This window comes from Amycolatopsis sp. NPDC059021 (genome assembly GCF_042739895.1).
Classification (GTDB): Bacteria; Actinomycetota; Actinomycetes; order Mycobacteriales; family Pseudonocardiaceae; genus Amycolatopsis.
Map to the genome: position 1 here is coordinate 59,071 of NZ_JBHYIQ010000040.1, position 21,584 is coordinate 80,654.

Annotated in this window: 19 protein-coding genes; 5 read left to right on the top strand and 14 right to left on the bottom strand. The window is 69.8% G+C overall.

Annotated elements, in window-relative coordinates; all coding sequences use genetic code 11:
- Positions 1-202: 202 nt before the first annotated feature.
- From ACFWX1_RS23570 to ACFWX1_RS23600, 7 genes are all read right to left on the bottom strand, one after another.
- Complete coding sequence (locus ACFWX1_RS23570; RefSeq protein WP_378390643.1) at positions 203-3,412, bottom strand: arabinosyltransferase domain-containing protein; 3,210 nt, start codon at positions 3,410-3,412, stop codon at positions 203-205.
- Between the two features lie 291 nt (positions 3,413-3,703).
- Complete coding sequence (locus ACFWX1_RS23575; protein WP_378390645.1) at positions 3,704-4,543, bottom strand: LLM class F420-dependent oxidoreductase; 840 nt, start codon at positions 4,541-4,543, stop codon at positions 3,704-3,706.
- Between the two features lie 131 nt (positions 4,544-4,674).
- Complete coding sequence (locus ACFWX1_RS23580) at positions 4,675-5,133, bottom strand: DoxX family protein (RefSeq protein ID WP_378390647.1); 459 nt, start codon at positions 5,131-5,133, stop codon at positions 4,675-4,677.
- A 217-nt stretch (positions 5,134-5,350) separates the two neighbouring features.
- On the bottom strand, positions 5,351-6,688 hold the full coding sequence (locus tag ACFWX1_RS23585) for an MFS transporter (RefSeq protein WP_378390649.1): 1,338 nt from the start codon (positions 6,686-6,688) through the stop codon (positions 5,351-5,353).
- An 84-nt stretch (positions 6,689-6,772) separates the two neighbouring features.
- Complete coding sequence (locus ACFWX1_RS23590; protein WP_378390651.1) at positions 6,773-7,903, bottom strand: M20 family metallopeptidase; 1,131 nt, start codon at positions 7,901-7,903, stop codon at positions 6,773-6,775.
- A complete protein-coding gene (locus tag ACFWX1_RS23595) occupies positions 7,900-8,577 on the bottom strand; it encodes a DUF1028 domain-containing protein (protein WP_378390653.1) in 678 nt (225 codons plus the stop codon). The genes ACFWX1_RS23590 and ACFWX1_RS23595 overlap by 4 nt, the downstream gene beginning before the upstream one ends.
- Positions 8,574-8,999, bottom strand: coding sequence for a RidA family protein (locus ACFWX1_RS23600; protein WP_378390655.1), 426 nt, complete (start codon positions 8,997-8,999; stop codon positions 8,574-8,576). Before ACFWX1_RS23600 ends, ACFWX1_RS23595 begins: the two co-directional genes overlap by 4 nt.
- A 255-nt stretch (positions 9,000-9,254) precedes the next feature.
- Between ACFWX1_RS23600 and ACFWX1_RS23605 the strand changes: the two genes are divergently transcribed.
- The gene (locus ACFWX1_RS23605) at positions 9,255-10,499 is read left to right on the top strand and encodes a flavin-containing monooxygenase (protein WP_378390657.1); all 1,245 of its coding nucleotides are present in this window, start codon (positions 9,255-9,257) and stop codon (positions 10,497-10,499) included.
- A 2-nt stretch (positions 10,500-10,501) separates the two neighbouring features.
- On the opposite strand, the gene ACFWX1_RS23610 is transcribed toward ACFWX1_RS23605, so the two are convergent.
- The 5 genes from ACFWX1_RS23610 to ACFWX1_RS23630 form a co-directional block, all read right to left on the bottom strand.
- Positions 10,502-11,413: a LysR substrate-binding domain-containing protein gene (locus tag ACFWX1_RS23610; RefSeq protein WP_378390659.1), complete on the bottom strand. Its 912-nt coding sequence runs from the start codon at positions 11,411-11,413 to the stop codon at positions 10,502-10,504.
- 41 nt (positions 11,414-11,454) lie between these two features.
- The gene (locus tag ACFWX1_RS23615) at positions 11,455-13,029 is read right to left on the bottom strand and encodes a succinic semialdehyde dehydrogenase (RefSeq protein WP_378390661.1); all 1,575 of its coding nucleotides are present in this window, start codon (positions 13,027-13,029) and stop codon (positions 11,455-11,457) included.
- Entirely contained in the window at positions 13,026-14,663 is a 1,638-nt protein-coding gene (locus ACFWX1_RS23620; RefSeq protein ID WP_378390663.1) for a GMC family oxidoreductase, read from the bottom strand. Before ACFWX1_RS23620 ends, ACFWX1_RS23615 begins: the two co-directional genes overlap by 4 nt.
- 141 nt (positions 14,664-14,804) lie before the next feature.
- A complete protein-coding gene (locus tag ACFWX1_RS23625; RefSeq protein ID WP_378390665.1) occupies positions 14,805-15,539 on the bottom strand; it encodes a hypothetical protein in 735 nt (244 codons plus the stop codon).
- 87 nt (positions 15,540-15,626) lie between these two features.
- On the bottom strand, positions 15,627-16,280 hold the full coding sequence (locus ACFWX1_RS23630) for a TetR/AcrR family transcriptional regulator (RefSeq protein WP_378390667.1): 654 nt from the start codon (positions 16,278-16,280) through the stop codon (positions 15,627-15,629).
- A gap of 161 nt (positions 16,281-16,441) precedes the next feature.
- Here ACFWX1_RS23630 and ACFWX1_RS23635 point away from each other — a divergent pair, with 161 nt between their 5' ends.
- Positions 16,442-17,560: a serine hydrolase domain-containing protein gene (locus ACFWX1_RS23635; RefSeq protein WP_378390669.1), complete on the top strand. Its 1,119-nt coding sequence runs from the start codon at positions 16,442-16,444 to the stop codon at positions 17,558-17,560.
- Here ACFWX1_RS23635 and ACFWX1_RS23640 read toward each other — a convergent pair.
- Positions 17,557-18,138, bottom strand: a complete 582-nt coding sequence (locus tag ACFWX1_RS23640; protein WP_378390671.1) for a TetR/AcrR family transcriptional regulator — start codon at positions 18,136-18,138, stop codon at positions 17,557-17,559. The two genes, ACFWX1_RS23635 and ACFWX1_RS23640, sit on opposite strands and share 4 nt — an antisense overlap.
- 96 nt (positions 18,139-18,234) lie before the next feature.
- Here ACFWX1_RS23640 and ACFWX1_RS23645 point away from each other — a divergent pair, with 96 nt between their 5' ends.
- The 3 genes from ACFWX1_RS23645 (at position 18,235) to ACFWX1_RS23655 (ending at position 20,774) form a co-directional block, all read left to right on the top strand.
- Positions 18,235-18,897, top strand: a complete 663-nt coding sequence (locus ACFWX1_RS23645) for an MBL fold metallo-hydrolase (RefSeq protein ID WP_378390673.1) — start codon at positions 18,235-18,237, stop codon at positions 18,895-18,897.
- Positions 18,898-19,215: 318 nt separating this feature from the next.
- Positions 19,216-20,289 carry a dihydrodipicolinate reductase gene (locus tag ACFWX1_RS23650; protein ID WP_378390675.1) on the top strand — a complete coding sequence of 358 codons (1,074 nt, stop codon included), beginning with the start codon at positions 19,216-19,218 and terminating at the stop codon, positions 20,287-20,289.
- Positions 20,289-20,774, top strand: coding sequence for a carboxymuconolactone decarboxylase family protein (locus ACFWX1_RS23655; protein ID WP_378390677.1), 486 nt, complete (start codon positions 20,289-20,291; stop codon positions 20,772-20,774). The genes ACFWX1_RS23650 and ACFWX1_RS23655 overlap by 1 nt, the downstream gene beginning before the upstream one ends.
- 165 nt (positions 20,775-20,939) lie before the next feature.
- On the opposite strand, the gene ACFWX1_RS23660 is transcribed toward ACFWX1_RS23655, so the two are convergent.
- The coding region (locus ACFWX1_RS23660) for a transposase (RefSeq protein WP_378390679.1) at positions 20,940-21,584 on the bottom strand (645 nt) is incomplete at its 5' end.

Below are 21,584 nucleotides of genomic sequence, written 5' to 3' on the forward strand. Positions count from 1 at the left end.
CACCAGCCCGGGGTTAAACGGCAACCTAAGGGGCCCTTGGTGTTGAGGTGTGGATGATTGAGCGTGGTGTAGTGGGCGCACGCCGTTGTCCGGCTTTAGTTTCTGGCTCCTCGCCCGCATCGCCTTCGACGCACCCGGCCAGGCCGTGACCACCCGCAGCTAAATGTCCATAAAGGACAGACGTGGCGGAGCGGAGACGTCGTCAGCGGGTGGGTGTGGATCCGTTGGGCTGCAACGGTCCCGGCCCCGGCGACCACCAGCCCCACACGGTCTTCTCGCCGTGCTGGACATGGGGTGCCGCGCCCTTCGTGTAGGGCTCGACGTGCATCAGCTGACCCCACGACTGTTCCGGGGCGCCCCGCAGGTAGCTCGGCACCTCGGGCTGGTCGGCGACCTCCTCGAGCCAGCCGAGCGAACCGCCGTGGACGTTGCTCGCCCAGCCTGCCTCCGACGCGAGTGAGCCCGCGGTGATCCGGTACGCCGGCACCTCGGAGATCCCGTCGTGCGACACCACGGGGGTCATCCGCGGATACACGAACGCGGCGGGCCAGTCCATGTACACCGGCGCGTTGCCGACGCGCTGCGTCAGCGTGGTGAAGGTCGGGACGCGGGGTGCCGTCACCGCCACCCAGCCGTCCGAGGTCACGTCGTCGTCCTTCGCGACCACGCGGACCAGCGTGGCGTCCTTCGGCAGGTCACCCATCTCGACCCGTTCGTCGGCCCACTTGCCGGTGATCGACTTGTCCGCGCCGGACTCCGTGCCCACGCCAGGGGCGAGCACCTGATGGGACTTGACGACCTTGACGCCCTGGGGCGTGCGCGTCCCGAACTCGAGCCAGACGCCCTCCGCCTTGCCGGACTTGGCCGCCACCGCGATCGCCAGCTGCGAGTTCGCCCGGTTGTCCGGCAGCTGGTACCAGTCGGTGCGCAGGCGGCCGGTCCGCTCGTCCGAGCCGTAGCTGCTCCACATCGGCACGGAGCTCGTGGTGAACCCGTGCGGCGGGCTGTCCAGCGGGTCGTCGCCGGACTTCGTGGTGGTGTGGAACCCGGCCGAGGTGGTGCCGTTGTCCTGGTCGGCGGGCGGCAGTGCCGGGTTGGCCTGCCGCTGCTCGACCGGCGCCGTCCGCGCCGAGACGGGCTTGAGCAGGCTCGAAACCGGGTCCTTTTCGACCATCACGTGATCGGAGAGGTTGCCGCTGCTGGTGAACAGGTGCTGCACGTTGGCCGCGCCGAGGCTGTAGCTGTTCCACTGCTTCTGGATCGCCTTGCCCATGCTGGCGAATTCGAACGCCACGACCACGCCGCAGACCACGACGAGCGAGAGCGAACCGAGCTTCAGCGCGCGCAACCGCCGTTCCTGCGTCGGGGGCGGCAGCAGCCCCGGCCGCTGCATTCTCACGTTCTCCACGAACGCGATCACCGCCGCGACGGCCGCGGCGAGCAGCAGCAGGGTCGACAGGTGGTAGCCGTGGAGGGACGGTGCCTTGTCGAACCACGGCACGCCGATCCCCGACACGAACCAGTACGCGTTCGGCCCGGTCGCCGCGAGCGCGGCCACCACCAGCAGCCCCGCCGTGAACGCGGCGCGGTTGCGTTTCGACCGCAGCACCACCGAACTCGTGGCGAGCGCGGTGAGCGCGGCCATCGCCGAACCGACCGCGGCGAACGCGCCGAAGTGGTGTGTCCACTTGGTCGGGGTCAGCGCCAGCAGCAGGAAGAACAACGCGGTCGTGCCGATCAGCCGCCGGGCAGGGCCGAGCGCGGCGCCCTGGATCCGGCCGCGGCGCAGCAGCACGACCAGGCAGGTGCCGGTGCACAGCATGAGCAGCAGCACCGGGAACCGCCGGATCATCGACCCGTCGGCGTTGTCGGCGAACAGCAGCTGATAGCGCGAAAGCTCGTTGTACCAAGGTTCGCTGGGCCCGACGTTGCCGCGCAGCCGGGTCGCCTCCAGCACCGTGGCGAACGTCTGATCGGCGAACACGACGACGAGCACGATGAAACCGGCCGCCGCGATCGGCGCGAGGACCGGTGTCCAGCCCGCTTCCCGTGCCCTGGCACGCAACATCTGGAACAGCGGGCGCGCGGCGACCAGGAACGGCGCGACGGCGATCAGCGCGGTCGGTGTCGCGGCGAGGGCGAAGGCGGCGGCCAGCAACCCGAGACACAGCGGCAGCAGGCGCCGCGTGACGAGGGTCCGTTCGACCGCGCACAGTGCGAGCAGCGAGCCCAGCGCCGCCCACGGTTCGGGACGCACACCGTTGTTGAACGGCAGCCACCAGACGAGGAACACCATCGCCGCGGCCCAGCTTGCCGCCGGGCTCTGGCGGACCTGGTTGCCCAGCCGCGGCATGACCTCGCGGCTGATCAGCAGCCAGCAGATGACGGCGATGACGAACGACGGCAACCGGATCCACGGCGGAACCGTCGAGACCGTCGCCATCAGCTCGTAGATGTGGTCGTTCCAGCCGAACGGCGCCTCGGCGACCCCGAACCATCTGTGGTAGTTGGTCAGATAGCCGACCTGCCCGGCCACCCTGGCCATGGTCAGGATGTAACCGTCGTCGGAGGTCACCGGCCCGATGAACACCCAGGCGCCGAGCACCCCGAAGACCGTGAAGTCGCGTTTGGTCAGCTTCCACCAGCCGACCGGCGCCCAGCGGGGCGCCCGCCGGGCACCACCGCGGTCGAGCCGGTTCACCGCGAACAGCGAGCCGATCAGCGCCAGCACACCGAGCACGCCGATCCCGGTCTTCAGCCCGGTCGGCGAGGACTGGTAGCGGGTGTCCGGGGTGATCGACACGTGCAGCCCGGCGATCGGGTCGGTGGCCGCGGTGAGATCGGTGTAGATCCCGACGACCCGCGGGCGGACGTCACCGCCCGAGTCGTAGACGGGAGTCCCGGCGACGGTCAGCGTGGTGTGCGTGGCCGTGGCGGAGAACCGGACGTCGCAGCCGCTCGCGGGCAGCGGTTGGTTGGCGACCTGCTGGCCGCGGTTGAACGCGGTGAGCACCCCGTGCTCGACCCGCAGGAACACCCCGGCGCCGTCGCCGGTGCGCGCACCGGGCACGGTGGAGAACAGGTACCCGCCGCCCGGCATGCGCGCGTCGAGCGAACGGACCGTCGCGCACGGCAGGTCGACCCGCATGTCCTGCGCCCAGTAGCCGGTGAGCGGGGCGTTCACCGGGCGGGTGTCGCCGGCGACCGGCCAGGTGATCTCGGCGGTGTCCTGCACCACGGGCAGCAGCGGGCTGGCGATCGCGCAGGCGGCGGAGAACAGTCCGAGCACGATGGCGATCCAGCGCCATGGCACGGCACGGGTCTTGGACTGGTTTTCGGTTTCCGGGCAGGATTTTCCCGGAGTGGTCACCTCTTCCGAGGCGACCGTCGGTGTCCCATCGGCCGTGCGCATCGGGCGGACGCTATCACGGTGCCCCGGCTCTGCTGAGGGACACCTTCCCACTTATCCGAACGGGCTTCGGTTTTTCGTTCTGTGGTGCGGGTTTCGGCGCCGGAAACGCGCGTCACATAGTAGCCGCAAGAGGGTTTCGGCGCGGGGAACCCGGCTCACCGGTTAACTTCGTGCGAACATTCTGTTGCCGTGTCATGAGTTTCGTAAACAGTCCGTTTTGGATGTTTGAAATCCGGCCCGCCGGGGTATGGGCTGCCCGCGACGGCGGGGCGTGCGCGGGCAGCCCGGACATCAGCGCAGCGGTTCGAGGGCTTTCGCCAGCGGCTCCAGCACCGCCGGGGTGTGCGGCGGCGGCAGGTAGATGATCGCCAGGTCGACTCCCGCCGCGCCGAGTGCCTCCGCCTCGGCGGCGACCTTGGCGTAGTCGAGGTCCGGTTCGAGGCGGACGTGCGAGGAGAGGGTGATCTCGCCGGGGTCGCGGCCGATGTCCGCGCAGTGGCGGTACAGCACATCGCGCTTGTGCGCGAACTCCTCGGGCGTGCCGCCGACGAAGTTCCAGTGCTGGGCGTACTTCGCGGTGGTGCGCAGGGTGCGCTTCTCGCCGCTGCCGCCGATGCAGAAGGGCGGGTGCGGCCGCTGCACGCCCTTGGGCTCGCAGCGGGCGTCGGTGAGCTGGTAGTGCTTGCCCTGGAACGTGGTGGTCTCCTGGGTCAGCAGGCCGAGCAGGACCTCGCAGGCCTCCTCGAACCGGTCGCTGCGGTCCTTGATGCTGCCCAGTTCCATGCCGTACGCACCGGACTCCTCCTCGTTCCACCCGGCACCGATGCCGATTTCGAGGCGGCCGCCGGAGACGACGTCGAGCGTGGCGGCCATGTTCGCGAGCAGCGCGGGGTGGCGATAGTGGATCCCGCTGACCAGTGTGCCCAGCCGCAGCCGCTTCGTGGCCTGGGCCAGCGCGGTGAGGGTGACCCACCCTTCCAGGCACGGACCGGTCGGATCGGAGAAAATGGGATAGAAGTGGTCGAAGGTCCACCCCGACTCGAACAGCTCGATCTCGTCGGCGGCCTGCCAGACCGCGAGCATGTCCGCCCAGGCGGTGTTCTGGGGCGAGGTTTTGAAGGCGAATCGCATGATTTCGATCGTAAACCTGGAGTCCCTCCAGGCCGGTCGCTCCGGCGTCCCGTCACCCGGGAGCGTTGGTCGTCATCGTCCGTGGTCCGCGGGGCCCGGCCTGCCATGGCCGAGGCAGGCCGGGCCGCGGTTCAGGCTTGGGCGCCTGCCGTGTCCACCGTCCGCGCCGCCGGCCGGTTTCGCAGGCGGCGCAACGCGTTCCCGACGGCCCACGGACCCGGCCCGAGCGCCGCGATGACCAGGAACGCCCAGGCGTAGAGGGCCGACGGTTCACCGCTGTTCTGAATGGGCAGGAGCGCCTTCGCCTGGTGCACCGTGAAATAGGCGTAGGCCATCGACCCGGCGCAGAGCAGGGCCGAGGCCCGGGTGCACAGCCCGAGCGCCACCAGCGTCCCGTCGGCGAGCTGGATGACGGCCGCCCACCACCCCGGCCACGCACCCGCGGGCACCGTGCCGCCGTGCGTGCCCATCGCGCCACCGAGCACCCCGAACAGGGACGCTGCTCCGTGGCAGGCGAACAGAAAGCCCACCACCACACGGAAAACCGACTGCACGCGCGGGGCGAATCGCGTACTGAGCTCACTCCTCATGCGGTCCAAAGGTTAACTCTCCTCCCGGCCGGCTCCTCGGACGATCGCGGAACCATAAACTAAGGAGAGCCTTCCCTAATAAATTCTGTGGCCAGGGTCACCCCTATCGGGTCTGGTATCCGATATGGGGTCGGAAAACCGGATGAATCGGACGGCGTTCGGGTAAGCGTTTCGTTAAGTGGGTTAACCCGAAGACGGTGCGGTGGCTGCCCGTAGTTCAGGCTTCGGCGAGATCTTCGGCCCGCAGCAACGGATTCCCGGCGGTTTCGCGCAGGGAGAAGGCGGCGATCAGCCCGATCACCGCGGCGGCCATGAGGTACGGGCCGGGGACGAGGGTGCTGCCGGTGGCGGAGATCAGCACGGTCATCAGGTACGGCACGGTTCCGGCGAAGAGGGCGGCGGTGAGGTTGTAGGCGATGGACAGGCCGCCCTGGCGGGTGCGGGTCGGGAAGATTTCGGCGGACCACACCGCGTACGTGCCGAGGATCGCGGAGAGCACGACGCCGAGTGCGAGCCCGCCGATCCATGTTCCGGTGAGGCCGGTCCGCATCAGCAGATAGGCCGGGGTCGCGAGGACGAACAGCGCGATGCCCGCGCCGATCAGGACCGGCCGGCGGCCGACGCGGTCGGACAGGCGGCCGAACGCCGGGACGAGGACCAGCCCGACGAGCGAGATGACCGTGGACAGCAGTGCGGCGTTGCCGGATGAGTGGCCGAGGTGGTCGGTCTCGTAGGTCACCAGGTAGGTGAGCACGGCGTAGAACGGGACGTGCATCATCGTCATCAGGCCGGCGGCCTGCAGCAGCTGCTTCTTGTTGTTGCGGAACAGTTCCCGCACCGGGCTGCGGGGCACGTTGTCGGTCGCTTCGAGGGCGCGGTACTCGGGGGTGTCCTCGATCTTGTTGCGGATGACGAAGCCGATGATGCCGAGCGGGGCGGCGATGAGGAACGGGACGCGCCAGCCCCAGGAGGCGAGCTGCGCGTCCGAGAGACCGACCGACAGCAGGAGGAACACGAACGACCCGGCGAGGAACCCGAGCAGGGAACCGACTTCGAGCCAGCTGACACCGAAGCCGCGACGGCGGCGTGGCGCGTACTCGGCGAGGAAGCTCGCGGCGCTGCCGAACTCGCCACCCGCGGCGAAGCCCTGCAACAGCCGCAGGAAGACCAGCAGCACCGGTGCCGCGATCCCGATCGTCGAGTAGCCGGGCAGCAGGCCGATGACGAGCGTGGCACCGGTCATCGCGAAGATGACGATCGACAGCGTGCGCTTACGGCCGATCCGGTCGCCGAGCGGCCCGAACACGAGCGCGCCGAGGGGACGGATCCCGAACGACACCGCGAAGACCCCGAACACGGCGAGGAGACCGGCGGTGGCGTTGCCCGCGGGAAAGAAGACCGACGCGATGGTGCTCGCGAGGTAGGCGTAGGCGGCCCAGTCGAACCAGTGCACGAAGACGCCGACCGCGCCCGCGGCGACGCTCCGGCGCAGCGTCGCGGGGTCGGCGATCGTTTCGGTGAGTTCCCTGGCGGGAACGGCTTCCCGGGCGGTCATCGGTGGCCTCCTTGGACTGGATCTGGTGAAGACGCTGGGTGGAGGGTCAGGCGAGTGGTCCGCCGGTGCGGTGCGCCTCCACGATCAGGGCGCGACGGCCCGGTCCACTCCGGTCCAGGCCAGTGCGATCGCGCCGTCGAGCAGCGCCCGCTGCGCGGTGCCGCCGACGCAGTGGGCGGCGAACTCGCGCTGGTGGTTGATCGCGGGCAGGGACCCGATACCGATGTAGGGGTGGATGGCGGGCACGACCTGCGAGACGTTGCCCATGTCGGTGGAGGCGCGGTTCATCCGGGACGCCGTGCCGTCCGGCGCGAACGTGCGGCCGAGTTCGAGCGCGTTGGCGCGGTAGGCCGCCAGTGCCGCCTCGTCCGCGCGGAATTCCGCGTACGGCTTGCTTTCCGGTTCCACGGACAGCTCGCAGCCGGTGGCCACCGCGCCTGCTTCGAAGGCGCGCAGCACACGAGGTTCCACTTCGGACAGTTCGGATAAGGTCTCGGCGCGGACGTACCACCGGCCGCTGGCGTGCTCGGGGATGGCGTTCGGCGCGTCCCCGGCGTGCGTCACGACGCCGTGCACCCGTGCCGACGCCGGGAGTTGCTGGCGGAGCAGGCCGATCGCGACCTGCGCGACGGTGAACGCGTCCGCGGCGTTGATACCGGCCTCGGGGTAGGCCGCGGCGTGCGCGGATTTGCCGGTGTAGGAGATCTTCGAATGGCTGACGGCGAACGGCCGGGCCTCGGCGACGTCGACCGGCGCCGGGTGCACCATCATCGCGAGGTCCACGTCCGCGAACGCGCCGCGGTCGAGCAGCTCGATCTTCCCGCCGCCGCCCTCCTCGGCCGGCGTGCCGTAGACCTCGACGGTCACCCCGGCGTCGTCGGCGACCGCGGCCAATCCCAGTGCGGCGCCGACGGAACCGGCCGCGATCAGGTTGTGCCCGCAGGCATGACCGAGGCCGGGCAGCGCGTCGTACTCGGCGCACAGCGCGATCCGCGTGGGACCGCTGCCGAAGCTCGCGTGGAATGCCGTGTCGAGGCCGAGATACTTCGACGTGACGGCGAACCCGGCGCGGTCGAGCAGCTCCGGCACCGCCGCCGCGGCACGGTGTTCCTCCCACGCCGTCTCGGGATCGGCGTGCAGTTGCTCCGACAGGCGGATCAGCGCGTCGGCGTGCCGGTCGACCTCGGCACGGGCGGCGTTCTTGAGCGGTGTCATCGGTCGTCTCCCGGCACGCCGTAGGAGGGCGCGGTGGCGGGATCCAAGCCCCGCGTGACGTAGTCGTCGCGCTGGGGGAGCCACACGTCGAGCAACTCGGCGAGCCGGTCGACGGGGTCGTCCGCCCAGTCCACCCGGAGATCCGTGATCCGCCAGTCCACATCGGACACCACGACGACACCGGCGGAATGGACGGGGCCCTCTTCGCCGCCCGCGGCGAGACCGGCCCGCAGCGCGGCTACGAGCCGCTCCTCCAGCTCGCCGGTGGCGGCGGTGAACGCGTCCACAATGGACTGCGGGATGTGCTCGCCCGAGAGCATGTTGCCCGCCGACACGACGCCGTCGGCGGTAGCGGAGCCGTGCGTACCGAGCGTCCGGGACCCGCTGTAGGCGAAGCCGGGGCCGGTGCGGCCGAGCACGGTGAGCTGCCGGTACTCGATGTCGGCCGCGGTGGTGACGTCGGCGAGGGCGCGTCCGGGATCGCCGTGCTCGGCGAGCCGGTCCAGCAGCCGGGCGCCGAGCCGCGGGTCCGTGATGTTCTGCGAGGCCGCCGCGCCGACGCCGGGGCGCAGGTGCGCGACGCGGGCGACGACGGCGGGGCTGGAGGAACTGGCCGCGACACCGAACCGCACGGTGTCCCCGGAGACGTCGCGGGCCACGATCGAGAAGGTCACTGCTGCTCCTCCTCCGGGATCACGGCGATGGCGTCGATCTCGCACAGCCACTCCGGCCGCGCGAGCGCCGACACCACCACGCCGGTCGAGATCGGGTGCACGCCCTTGGTCCAGCGCCCGACGACGCGGTAGACCGCCTCGCGGTAGCGCGGGTCGATCAGGTAGATGGTGAGCTTGACCAGGTGCTCCATCCGGCTGCCCGCTTCGTCCAGGAGAAGGGCGATGTTGGCCATCGCCTGCTCGGCCTGCGCGGCGGCGTCGCCGATCCCGACGGACTCGCTGGTGTCGAGATCCTGCCCGATCTGGCCGCGGACGTAGACCGTGCCGTTGGCGACCACGGCCTGGCAGAGGTCGTTGTCGAGGTTCTGCTCGGGGTAGGTGTCGCGCGTGTTGAACGGGCGGATGCGACGGTGGACAGTCACTACGTGGCCTTCCCTGGGGCGGTGGTCGGACGTCGCATCAGCCTGAACTCGGCGTCGCCTTCTGTCCAGTAGATCTTTCAGTACCAGTGCATCGGAATTTCCAATGCAACCTTGCATCGGTTGAACAGATCTTGTGTGCCGGAAACATCTGTTGGACACGGGAAGGGGGGGACGGTCAGGATCCGGTGAGACGCACGAGAGCGTGGAGACGCACCGGGACGGGTTCGCCCGCTGATCCGGAGTTGGAGGTCTGGGATGTCGAGCCAAGAGGTGGAGGTCCTCGTCGTGGGCGGGGGCCAGGCCGGTCTGGCGATGAGCGAACACCTGAGTGACGGCGGCGTGCCGCATCTGGTCGTGGAACGCGACCGGATCGCCGGGCGCTGGCGCGCGGAACGGTGGGATTCGCTGGTCGCGAACGGGCCTGCCTGGCACGATCGCTTCCCCGGCATGGAGTTCCCCGGGCTGGATCCCGACGCGTTCGCTTCGAAGGATCAGGTCGCGGACTACTTCGAGTCGTACGCGGAGAAAATCGCCGCGCCGGTCCGGACCGGGGTCGAGGTGACGTCCGTCCGGCGGCACGAAGGGCGGCCCGGTTTCCGCGTGGAGACTTCGGACGGCACCATCGACACCCGCTTCGTCGTCGCGGCGACCGGACCGTTCCAGCGTCCCGTGATTCCGCCGATCGTGCCGGGCGACGCCGACCTCCTTCAGCTCCACTCCAGCGGCTACCGGAATCCGGAGCAGCTGCCCGAGGGAGCGGTGCTGGTGGTCGGCGCCGGTTCGTCGGGAGTGCAGATCGCCGAGGAACTCCGGCGGTCCGGACGGCAGGTGTACCTCTCCGTCGGCCCGCACGACCGTCCGCCGCGCCGGTATCGCGACCGCGACTTCTGCTGGTGGCTCGGCGTGCTCGGCAAATGGGACGCCGAAACCCCGCCGTCGGGCGCGGAACACGTCACCATCGCCGTCAGCGGTGCCCGCGGCGGGCACACCGTGGACTTCCGGGCGCTCGCCGGGCTCGGCATCGACCTGGTCGGCCTGACCAGTTCGTTCGACAACGGCGTCCTCCGGTTCGCGCCCGACCTCGGGGCGAACATCGCCAGGGGAGACGCGAACTATGTCGCGCTGCTCGACGAGGCCGACGCCTACGTCGTGCGCAACGGACTGGACCTCCCGGAAGAACCGACCGCGCGTGAACTCGGGCCGGACCCCGCGTGCGTGACCGACCCGATCCTCGAACTCGATCTCGCCGCCGCCGGGGTCCGCTCGATCGTCTGGGCGACCGGGTTCGCCACGGACTACAGCTGGCTGCGCGTCGACGCGTTCGACGAGAAGGGAAAGCCGCGACACCGTCGCGGCGTGTCGTCGGAACCTGGCGTGTACTTCCTGGGCCTGCCCTGGCTGGCGCGCCGGGGCTCGAGCTTCATCTGGGGCGTGTGGCACGACGCCAAGTTCGTCGCCGACCACATCGCGACGCAGCGTGGGTATCTCAGCCAGGCCTGATTTCAGTTCGCATAGCGGGTGCGGCACAGCTCCCGGAATTCCTGCGCCCGCCGGGTGAGGCGGACTCCGCGCATCGAGGCGACGACGATGTCCAGCGCCGGGACGTCGTCGGTCAGCGTGAGCGGCACGGCTCGCGCCCCCGAGTAGGTCGTCTCGGTGGGCGGGCGCTGGTTGAGGAGCGCGAAGCCGTGGCCGTAGGCGACGAGCGCACGCACGGTTTCGTAGCCGGTGGTGCGATGGCGGACCCGCGGCTCCACCCCCGCGTCGCTGAGGAGCGACTGCAGATACTCGCGGCTGTGCGGCAGATCGAGCAGCACCATGGGCTCGTCGGCCAGATCCTGGAGCGACACCTTGCGGCTCTTCCGGCGCGCGAGCCGGTGGTCCTCGGCGACGAGGGCGTACGGGGGAGCCGTGCCCACGACCTCGCGGTCGATGTCGTCGCCCAGGTCGTAGCCGTAGAGCAGGGCGAGTTCGGTCTCGCCCGAGCGCAGGGCCGAGGTGAGCGCGTTGTGTTCGCCTTCGCGCAGCGAGACATGGACCCGCGGGTGCCGGGCTTCGAACTCGGCCAGCAGACCGGGCAGCCGGAACGGCGCGAGCGTGGCGAAGCAGCCGACCGTCAGCGTCCCGACCAGCTCGGTGCCGGACTGCCGGGCGGTCTCGACCAGTTCGGCGCCATGCGCGAGAAAGTCCAGCACCCGCTTGTAGAACGCCTCGCCCGCCGTGGTCAGGCTGAGCCCGCGGGCGTGGTGACGCAGCAGGAACTGCACGCCCATTTCCTTCTCCAGCTGCGCGATCGCGGTCGACACGGCCGACTGCGACACCATGAGCTCCTTCGAAGCGGCGGTCATGCTCAGATGCCGGGCCGCCGCCTCGAAGTAACGCAGCTGCACGAGGGTGAAGGAGGGCTCGCTCATGGAGACATCCTGCCTCGTGCGCGCCCGCCTCGCCGGGACGGCTAGCGGATGCGTAGTTTCCGCATGAGCCTCAGCCCGGAGAGCATGCCCTCGACGTACTTTTCGTAGTTCTGGCCTGGCCGGGGGCTCATGACCTGTTTCTTGAGCACCGCCATGTTCTGCACGTCGGTGTACTTGAGCAGGCCCTGATCGCCGTGGCGGGCGCCGACGCCGGAACTCTTGACGCCGCCCGACGGCGTCCCCTTCGCGGCGTACGCGGTGGCGAGGCTGTCGTTGATGTTGACGTTGCCGGTCTCGAGCCGTGCGGCCACGGTCCGCGCGGCGCCGATGTCACCGCCCCACACCGAGGCGTTGAGGCCGTAGTCGGTGTCGTTGGCGAGGGCGACGGCTTCGTCGACCGTGCGGTACTTGTGCAGCGCGACAACGGGTCCGAAGGTTTCGGTTACGCCGCAGAGCATGTCCTTCGTGACGCCCTCGAGGATCGTCGGCTCGAAGAACGCCGGGCCGAGGTCGGGACGGGGCTTGCCGCCACAGAGGACGGTCGCGCCCTTGGCCACCGCGTCGTCCACATGCGACTGGACGCGGCGCAGGTGGTCGACGGAGACGAGCGAACCCATTTCGGGGCCGAAGTCGTAGGCGGCACGGACGTCGAGTGCTTCGGCTTTGGCGACGAACGCCTTCTTGAACTCCTCGTAGCGGGAATCCGGCAGGTAGATCCGCTCGATGTGCATGCAGATCTGGCCGGTGTTGCCGAACGCGCCGAAGACCGCGCCCTGCGCGGCCTGGCCGATGTCGGCGTCGGGGAGCACGATCATCGGGTTCTTGCCGCCGAGTTCGAGACAGCAGCCGATGAGGTTCCGGCCGGCCCGCTCGCCGATCACCTTGCCGGTGGCGGTGGAGCCGGTGAACATCACGTAGTCGGCGTTGTCGATGAGCGTGGGCCCGACGTCGGGGCCTTCCCCGCACACCACCTGGAACAGGCCCTTCGGCAGCCCGGCTTTTTCGAGCAGCTGGATGCCGTAGAGCGGTGAGAGCGCTGTCTTGTTGTCCGGCTTCAGCACGACCGCATTGCCCGCCATCAGTGCCGGGACGGCGTCGGAAATACCGGTGGCGAACGGGAAGTTCCACGGCGCGATGATGCCGACCACGCCCTTGGGCCGGCGGATCTCCGTCGACGTCGTCAGCAGTGGCACCGGTCCGCCGCGCCGGACCGGTGCCAGCAGCTTCGGGGCCCGCCGGAGGTAGTGGCTCATCACCATCGGCGGATCGCAGGACTCCTCGATCGCCATCCGGCGGTTCTTGCCGCTTTCCACCTGGATGAGGTCGGCGACGGTTCGCGCGTTGCCGACGAAGAGCGCGTGTGCTCGTTTGAACACCGCCAGCCGCTGCTTGAGCGGAGTGGCGGCCCACTTCCGCTGGGCCTCGCGCGCGGACGCGAACGCCTGCTCGATGTCGGCGGGCGCCGACTGCGGCAGCTCGACGAGCGTCTCGCCGGTGTAGACCTCGGTGAGTTTCCAGTGCGCCCCGGACGAACCCGGGACCCTGGCGACGAGTTGCCGCAGGAACGCCTCTGTCGCCGACGCCGGCCGGGTGAGCCCGAGCGGGGTGAGGGTCATGATCCGCTCACTTTCCCGAGGACGAGCTGCGCGCCCATCTCGCCGATCATGATGGCGGGCGCGTTGGTGTTGCCGCCGGTGATCGACGGCATGATCGAGGCGTCGCAGACCCGGAGCCCGTCGACACCGCGCACCTTGAGGTCGGGGCCGACGACCGCGAGCTCGTCGACGCCCATCCGGCAGGTGCCGACGCCGTGGTAGACCGACGTCGCGCGGTTCAGGATCGCGTCGCGCAGCGCCTGGCCGCGCAGCTGCGTTCCCGGGTGGAGTTCCTCCTTGATCGCGCCCTTGAAGGCCTTCGACGCGAAGATCTCCCGCACCATCTCCGAGCCCTCCGCGAGGACGTCGAGATCGGCCGGATCGGCCAGGTACTGGAAGTCGATGAGCGGCGACGCCGTGGGATCGGCCGAGGCGAGCCGGAGCGTGCCCCGGCTCTTCGGGTAGATCAGCGTCGTCAGCACGGTGAGCGCGGGCCGCTTGTCGACGGCGTGCCGGATCGGCGCGTCCTGGTTGGGCGACACGTACGCCCACGGCAGGAGGTGCAGCTGCAGGTTGGGGACCGTCTCGGCCTGGGAGGTCTTGAGGAACGCGAGAGCTTCGAAGACCGAGTTCGCCAGGAACGTGCTGCCGGGCCGGAGCAGCTCACGGGCCAGGCCACGCGCGAAATACGGTGCCGTGCCCTTGTTCTTGCAGGAGGAGACCCGGAACGTCAGGGCGTGGAACATGTGGTCGTGCAGGTTGTCGCCGACGGGCAGGTCGGCGAGCACGTCGATGCCGTGTTCCTTCAGGTGCTCGGCGTGGCCGATCCCGGAGAGCATGAGCAGCTGCGGCGAGCCGACGAACCCGGCGGAGAGGATGACCTCCTTGCCCGCGCGGATCGTGCGCTGCCTGCCGTGCGCGTCGACCACCTCGACGCCGACGGCGCGGCCGTTCTCGATGACGACTTTCTTCGCCAGCACGCGGGACTGCACGTCGAGCGTCGCGGGAGCGAGGTCGCGGAGGTAGCCGCGCGAGGCGCTGTAGCGCAGGCCGTCCGCCGCGTTCTGCTGCATCCGGCTGACGCCTTCCTGCGACTCGGCGTTGTAGTCGTCGAGGATGTCGCAGCCGACGGCGTCGGCGGTGGCGTCGAGGAACTGGAGCGTGCCTTCCTGCGGCATCTTGTTGCGGGTGACCCGGATCGGCCCGCCCGCGCCCCGGAAGGCGTTCTCGCCGTCCTCGAAGTCCTCCATCCGCTTGTACGCGGCGTTCACGCTGTCGGCGTCCCAGCCCGTGTTGCCCTCGGCGGCCCAGGAGTCGAAGTTCGCGCGGTTGCCGCGGACGTAGACCATGCCGTTCACGGAGCTGGAGCCGCCGATCACCTTGCCGCGTGGCACGGGCATCCGGCGATCTAGAACGTGTTTCTGCGGGACCGAGTAGTAGCCCCAGTCCACGATCTTCTTGAGCTGGGGCACCGCGTGCATCGGGGCGACCATCCCCGGTTTCGTGACCAGCAGCTGCTCGTCGCTCTTGCCCGCTTCGATCACTATGACGCTGGCACCCGACTTCGCCAGCCTGCCCGCGATCGCAGCCCCCGAGCTGCCCGATCCGACGACCACGTAGTCGGCTTCGTCGCCGCGCGGCGCCCTTTTCACCATTTCCGCTCCTCGGTCCGGACCGCACCCCAAAAACTGGAACCTGTTCTAGTTCCGTCCAACCGTATAGCGGTCCCGCCCGATCCGCAACGCCCTGTGCCCTCCCGTCGACGCCGCGCTCACATGCCTGCCCGAAACGGGCGGTTACTCCGAGGTGCCGCCCCCGCCGGTCTGCGGCGCGCCCTTCGGTTTCACGATCGGCGTCCGTCCGGCGGGCAGGCCCGAGCCGCTCCCCGGCGTCTTCGCGGCCGGCGGTGTGGTGGCCGACGGGGTGCCCAGGATGGTGAACTCGAGGACGCCGGGGATCGGGGTGCCCGCGCATTTCAGGGTCGCCTGGTACCGGCCGGGCGTGCTGATCACCGTGGTCTTCCCGCTGAACCGGCCGAAGTTGCCGCCGCTGGTCCACCGCAGCGGGGCGGCGAAACCCGGTGAGGTCGCCGGGCCCAGCGCGCCGCCGGGGCAGCCGTTGATCGTGTCCGAACCCGCCGAGATCTCGCCGCCCGGCTGCACCTCGGCCGGGTACAGGCTCCACGCCGGCGGCTGATGCGGCAGGACGGTGAACCGGGTGGACAGCTTCCTGCCGTCGCAGGTGGCGGTCGCCGTGTAGGTGCCCGGTGTGGAGACGGCGGTGCCGTTGCCCCACAGGTTGTTCCGGTCGCCGCCGACCGCGACCAGCGTGACCGGTGCGGTGAAGCCGGGGGAGGAGACGGCCGAGTACCGGTCGCAACCGCCCTGGATGCCGGTCCCGAAAATCCGGCCCGGCCGCACCTGGGTGGGGTAGACCTCGAGGGCCGGTGCGCTCGCCGCGGTCGCCACCGGTGCGCTCCCGAGCACGATCGCCAATGTGGTCAGTGCCGTCGTCGCCGTTCTGCTGGCCATTTCCCGTTCCTCCTCGTCGCGCGCCTGGAATCGATGTCGCATATACGCGTGAGCGAGCCGTCCGGGTTGCCGCCGGAGCCGGGTGTGTCAGGGAAGTCCGGCCTCGATGTCGGCGAGATGGGCGGCGAGGATTTCTTCGAACGCGGCGTGGCGATCGGCCCCGAGGGGACGGACGTCGCGGGCGAAATGGGCAAGTGCGGGGAAATGCTCGGGGTCGGCTCCCAGCACCGCGACGCGGAACAGCTCCATGCCCTGCTCGCGCTCGTCGGGACTGAGCGTGCCGACCCCGGCCTCGGCGGCGATCAGCGCGGCGATGAGGACCACGAGCCGGTGATAGCGCGCCGGGATCTCCTTGTCGGGCAAGCCCGACGAGCGCAGGGCCTGCAGCACTTCTTCCATGACCATCCGGGAACCGGCGCCGCTCGACGCGTAGCGCCCCCAGATCGACGCAAGCTGGGGCTGCTGCCCGAAAGCCTCGCGTAAGCGGAGCGCCAAGGCGGTGAGGCGCTGTTTCCAGTCGCCTTCGGGGCGGTAATCGTCCATCGCCGCCGCGAGGATGCGGTCGGCGACCGCGCGCAGGAGTTCGGTCTTGGTGCGGAAGTGCCGGTAGAGGCTGGAGGAGTCGGTCCCGAGCGCCGCGGCGAGCTTCCGCACGCTGAACGACTCGGCGTCGCTCGTGCGCAGCAACTCCGCCGCCGTGTCCAGGATTTCCTCGGTCGCCCAACGCCTTCGGCCCGTCATCTCGCTCCTCTCGTCCGGGCCAGCATAGCTTATGCACTTGCTGTTGCACGCGGTGCGTGCATAATGAGGACATGCGTCGGCTGGGGGCGCTCACGAGCGAACGCGCTCCCGCGCTTCACCGTCGCCGAAGTCCGCCCTGGGGATACGAAAGGACAGCTGTCATGAGGAATCCGCTGGACTCCGCCGCGTTGACCGCCGCACTGGAAAACGTCCACCGTGCCGGGATACCGGGCCTGTTCGCCGAGGTCCGCGCCGGCGACGAGATCTGGCGCGGCGCCGCCGGGGTCGCCGATGTCGTCACGGGCCGCCCCGTCACCGCCGACCTGCGACACCGCGTCGGCAGCGTCACCAAGACCTTCACCTCCGCCGCGGTGCTCCAGCAGGTCGAGCAGGGTCAGCTCGGGCTCGACACGCCGATCGGCCACTACCTGTCGCGGCTGGTTCCCGGCGACCGTGGTGCCACGATCACGGTCCGGATGTTGATCAACCACACCAGCGGGCTCGCCGAATACCTTCCTTATGCCTACCCGACGCTGAAAGCGTTTCCCGACATGGCGAACACCTGGCCGCAGAGCCTGGACGACCACCGCTTCACGCGCTTCAACGCGGAGGAACTGATCGAACTGGGGGTGGCCGCTCCGGCCACCGGCGCCCCGGGCGGCACGCCGGGGGTCTACTCCAACACCAACTACCTGCTGCTCGGCGCACTTCTGGAACAGGTGACCGGTATCGCGGCCGAAAAGTACATCACCCGGAACGTCATCGAGCGCGCCGGTCTCCGCGACACCTCGTTCCCCGACGGGGCGCATGTCGACGGGCCGCACTCGCGGCTCTACGAGTCCTGGTTCGGCATGATCGACCCACCGCGCGATTTCAGCGTCTACGACATGTCCTTCGTGGGACCCGCCGCCGCGCTGATCTCGACCGTCACGGACCTCAACCGCTTCTTCGGCCTGCTGCTGGCGGGCGAGATCGTCGGCAAGGAGTCGCTGGCGCAGATGCAACGCACCGTGCCGGTCATCTCCCAGGAAGGCAAGACGATCGAGTACGGCCTCGGCCTGCACCCGCTGGAGGCGGCGGACGGGAGCGTCTTCTGGGGGCACGGCGGCACGGTCTGGGGTGGGGGAGCGCTGGCGATGACCCGAGCCGACGGCGAGCGGCAGCTGGCCGTGGCGGTGAACCTGCAGCGCTGGAACAGGTTCGGGCCCTCGGGCAAGCCGCTGCCGCATCCGATCGACGACGCGCTAGCGGCTTTCCACCGGGTGGCGATGTGCGGTTAGTCCCGATGGGGGACGAGCATCGCGGTGGCCTCGTGGATGAACGAGGTCAACTGCGGGCCGCGCGGCGAAGTGCCGGGGTCCTGCTGACTCAGCTGCAGCAGGCCGAGAACGGTCGCGTACGCGATCCTCGCCCGGTGGCGGGCTTGCGCGGGTGAGAGCCCGAGTTCGCGGTAGGTGCGGACGAGCAGGTCCAGCCGGGCCTGGTTGACCCGGCCCAGTACGGCGTGGACCCGCTCGTCGCTTCGTTCCGCGAGCAGGCTCAGAAGTACCGAAGGCGCCAAGCCGGTGCCGGCGCGCGCGGCCGCCGAAACCAGCTGGCGCAGTCGTTCCGCGGGCTCCGTCGTCGCGGCGAATTCGGCCAGGCCGTCCTGGCCGTGGGTGCGTTCCCACTCGGCCAGCGCGGCCACGACGAGTTCGTCGCGGTTGTTGTAGTGCGCGTAGAAGCTGCCCTTGGTGACGCCCAGTTTGCGGGCCAGCGGCTCGACCGCGACGGCAGCCAGCCCGCCGTGGGCGATCGCCTCCAGGGCGGCCCGCGCCCAGTCCTGTCCGGACAGCCGCGGCATCCGTTGCTCCTGCACGCCGCCAGGATACGGGGCGGTATTGACGGGTGACCATACGGGGGCGTATCAATACGATGGCGTATTGATACGGTGCCGTATGTTGAGGGGGATGGGATGTTCGAGATCGCCGAGGACGTGTTCCTGCTCGAAGGCAGGCCACGCTTCGCCTACAACGTCTATTTGCTGGGCGATATCCTGGTCGACGCCGGATCGCGGCACGCCGAGCGACGAATCCTGCGGCAGCTCGCCGGCCGGGAGGTGCGGGCGCACGCGGTGACGCACGCGCATCCCGACCACCAGGGCTCCAGCCACGCGGTGTGCGAGCGGCTGCGGCTCCCGCTGTGGTGCGGCGCGGCCGACGCGGACGCCCTCGAAAGTGGTGACCTCACGCCGGTGACTCCCGACGTCGCGATCGCCCGCTGGCAGCTGGCCCACTGGGCGGGCCCGGCGCATCCGGTCGCCCGGCGCCTGCGCGAGGGGGACGTCGTCGGCGGGTTCACAGTGCTGGAGACGCCGGGACACACGCCCGGTTCGGTTTCTTTCTGGCGGGAGGCCGACCGGGTGCTGATCGCCGGTGACGTGGTCAACCGGCGTCCGCTTGTCATGGGCGGGGCCCTCGCCGAGGCGCCTGTCGCGTTCTGCGTGGATCCGGCACGCAACCGTGAGTCGATCCGCCGTCTCGCCGGTCTCGATCCCCGGATCGTCTGCGTCGGTCACGGCCACCCGCTGCGCGACACCGGGCAACTCGCGGACCTCGCGGCCCGGTTACCAGCTTGAATAGCGTCGCGAATGGGACATTGACGGCGTTGAACGTCCCCAATGTGCCGTTCGCGACGCCGCCGGACGGCACCGGCAGCGTCCACAATGCCGTGAAGGCCTCCTTACCGGCGTTGAGTGCCGGTAAGGAGGCCTTCACGGCCCATCAATCCACAAAGGACAAACAGGGCAGTCCCGAGACGGTGATGTGGCCGCTCCCTGCCGCGTTCGCGTGCACCAGCGCCGAACTTGACCGCCATTGCGACGTTCGGCCGTACGGTCCGCTCACCGGAACGGAGGGCTTCCCGGATCCGCGCCCGCCGGGGGAGACTCGGCGGAATGATCGCCACAGTGGTGTGGGGTACGGGCAATGTCGGCAGGGCCGCGATCCGCGCCGTCGACGCTCATCCGGCGTTGAAGCTGACCGCGGTGCTTGTCCACGATCCCGCGAAGGTCGGCAAGGACGCGGGCGAGCTGGCCGGGACGGACACGCTGGGCGTCGCGGCGACCGACGACGTCGAGGCCGTACTGGCGGCAAGTCCTCGCGCGGTGGTCTACGCCGCCTCGGGCGACGTCCGGCCCGGCGACGCGCTCGCCGACATCGTGCGGGCGATCCGGGCGGGCGCGGTCGTCGTGACGCCGTCGCTCTATCCGCTCTACGACCAGCGGAACGCGCCGCCGGAGCTGCGGGAGCCGGTGCTGGCGGCGATCGCGGACGGCGGTGGTTCCCTGTTCGTCTCCGGCGTCGATCCCGGTTGGGGCAACGACGTGCTGCCGCTGCTGATCAGCGGGCTGGGCACCGCTGTCGACGTCATCCGCTGCCAGGAGATCTTCGACTACTCGACCTACGAGCAACCCGACTCCGTCCGCTACCTGGTCGGGATGGGCCAGCCGATGGACTACCAGCCGCCGATGCTCATGAGCGGCGTGCCGACGATGGTGTGGGGCGGCCAGATCCGGCTGATGGCGCGGGCGCTGGACGTCGAGCTGGACGAAATCCGCGAGACGCTCGACCGGCGGCCGCTCGCGGAAACCGTGACCACACGGACCATGGGCGAGTTCGAGGCGGGCACGCAGGGCGCGGTGCGCTTCGAGGTCCAGGGCGTCGTCGGCGGCGAGCCGCGGATCGTCGTCGAGCACGTGACGCGCATCCACCCGTCGTGTGCCCCGGACTGGCCGACGCCGCCGAGTGGCGACGGCGCGCACCGCGTGATCATCGAGGGCAGGCCACGCATCGAGGTCACGGTCGAGGCGAGTGACGAGGGCGAAAACCGTTCCGCGGGCGGCAATGCCACCGCCGTCGGCAGGCTCGTCGGCGCGATCGACTGGCTGGCCGCGGCGGAACCCGGTCTGTACGACGCACTCGACGTCCCGCTGCGCCCGGCAGCAGGCAAGCTCGGAAGGAAGCGTTGATGCACATCGACATCCCCGAGGGCAAGGATCCGATCGGGTACGTGTGGGGCGAGATGGTGCCCGGCATCGGCGTCGCCGCGTCGAACTTCTCCCTGGCGGTCTACTCGCACACGACGCTGGGGCTGCGGGAGTTCGAGGCCGCTCGTTTGCGGATCGCGCAGCTCAACGGCTGCGTCTTCTGTCTCGACTGGCGCACCGAACGCGACGGCGAAAAGGTCGAGGAGGAGTTCGCGGACGCGGTGCTGGACTGGCGCACGACGGACCGCTTCGACGACCGGACGCGGCTCGCGGCGGAGTACGCCGAGCGGTACGCCCTCGACCATCACGGCCTCGACGAGGAGTTCTGGACGCGGATGTCCGCGCACTACAGCCAGCGCGAGATCGTCGAGCTGAGCATGAGCCTCGGTTCGTGGCTGGCGTTCGGGCGGCTGAACCACGTTCTCGGCCTGGACACCGTCTGCGTGCTGCCGTCGCACCGGTCGTGACAAATGCCGTGAAGGCCTCCTTCACGGCGTTGAGCCTGGATCCGTCGGTCGATGTTTTGTTGATCTTGTGGTTGGTTGTGTGGTGATGCGGGGTTGTTTGGGTGTGCGGGATTGTCCGGTCTCGCATCCGGTGTGTCCACTGTGGTCTGGTTGGTGGGGCGGGGGTCAGGCTGTTCGGTGGGTGGTGGTGTGTAGTTGGTGGTAGGCGGCTTGCCATGGCCAGTTGGTGGGTAGTCGCAGGGTGGTGCGGCGGGCGGTGCGGGTGATGCGGGCGGCGATGTGGATGAGGTGCCGGCGGATGGTGCCGGTGCGGGCTGCGGCGTGGAAGACGCTGGCCAGGCATCCTGCGGCGCGCAGCAGGTTGTGGGTGAGGCAGGCGAGGGTGAGCCAGGCGGCGTTGGCGGGGAAGCGGCCGGAGGGCAGGTGAGCCAGGGCGGAGTCGTTGAGGTCGGCCAGGACTTGTTCGATGATGGCGTGGCCGCAGTGGTGGATGTCGGTGGTTTCGAGGTCGAAGCGGGTGTCGGTGAACACCGCGTGGTAGTTCCAGACCCGGAACAGTTCGCCTTGCTCGGTGCGTTGGTGCTGGGGTGTGCGACGGACCAGCAGCCGCGCGGTGACCGCCCGGCCGGGATTGTCGGTGGCGTTGGTGAACGCGGTCAGGGTGGTCTCGGCGATCTCGACGTGGGTGATCTTCTCCCCGGTCTCGGAGTCGAAGACCGGGTGCCGGTACTCGATCGCGGTCCACTGGTCCTCACCGATCTCGGTGATTGCGGCCTGCACCGCGACGTTTTTCTGGGCGGTGACGGAGAA

What these genes read in the sequence shown, in the direction of transcription:
- ACFWX1_RS23625 (WP_378390665.1), bottom strand. Translation starts at nt 15,539, where the DNA reads ATGGCCAGCAGAACGGCGACGACGGCACTGACCACATTGGCGATCGTG.
- ACFWX1_RS23590 (WP_378390651.1), bottom strand. Translation starts at nt 7,903, where the DNA reads ATGACACCGCTCAAGAACGCCGCCCGTGCCGAGGTCGACCGGCACGCC.
- ACFWX1_RS23630 (WP_378390667.1), bottom strand. Translation starts at nt 16,280, where the DNA reads ATGACGGGCCGAAGGCGTTGGGCGACCGAGGAAATCCTGGACACGGCG.
- ACFWX1_RS23605 (WP_378390657.1), top strand. Translation starts at nt 9,255, where the DNA reads ATGTCGAGCCAAGAGGTGGAGGTCCTCGTCGTGGGCGGGGGCCAGGCC.
- ACFWX1_RS23585 (WP_378390649.1), bottom strand. Translation starts at nt 6,688, where the DNA reads ATGACCGCCCGGGAAGCCGTTCCCGCCAGGGAACTCACCGAAACGATC.
- ACFWX1_RS23580 (WP_378390647.1), bottom strand. Translation starts at nt 5,133, where the DNA reads ATGAGGAGTGAGCTCAGTACGCGATTCGCCCCGCGCGTGCAGTCGGTT.
- ACFWX1_RS23615 (WP_378390661.1), bottom strand. Translation starts at nt 13,029, where the DNA reads ATGACCCTCACCCCGCTCGGGCTCACCCGGCCGGCGTCGGCGACAGAG.
- ACFWX1_RS23645 (WP_378390673.1), top strand. Translation starts at nt 18,235, where the DNA reads ATGTTCGAGATCGCCGAGGACGTGTTCCTGCTCGAAGGCAGGCCACGC.
- ACFWX1_RS23635 (WP_378390669.1), top strand. Translation starts at nt 16,442, where the DNA reads ATGAGGAATCCGCTGGACTCCGCCGCGTTGACCGCCGCACTGGAAAAC.
- ACFWX1_RS23655 (WP_378390677.1), top strand. Translation starts at nt 20,289, where the DNA reads ATGCACATCGACATCCCCGAGGGCAAGGATCCGATCGGGTACGTGTGG.
- ACFWX1_RS23650 (WP_378390675.1), top strand. Translation starts at nt 19,216, where the DNA reads ATGATCGCCACAGTGGTGTGGGGTACGGGCAATGTCGGCAGGGCCGCG.
- ACFWX1_RS23620 (WP_378390663.1), bottom strand. Translation starts at nt 14,663, where the DNA reads ATGGTGAAAAGGGCGCCGCGCGGCGACGAAGCCGACTACGTGGTCGTC.
- ACFWX1_RS23575 (WP_378390645.1), bottom strand. Translation starts at nt 4,543, where the DNA reads ATGCGATTCGCCTTCAAAACCTCGCCCCAGAACACCGCCTGGGCGGAC.
- ACFWX1_RS23610 (WP_378390659.1), bottom strand. Translation starts at nt 11,413, where the DNA reads ATGAGCGAGCCCTCCTTCACCCTCGTGCAGCTGCGTTACTTCGAGGCG.
- ACFWX1_RS23570 (WP_378390643.1), bottom strand. Translation starts at nt 3,412, where the DNA reads ATGCGCACGGCCGATGGGACACCGACGGTCGCCTCGGAAGAGGTGACC.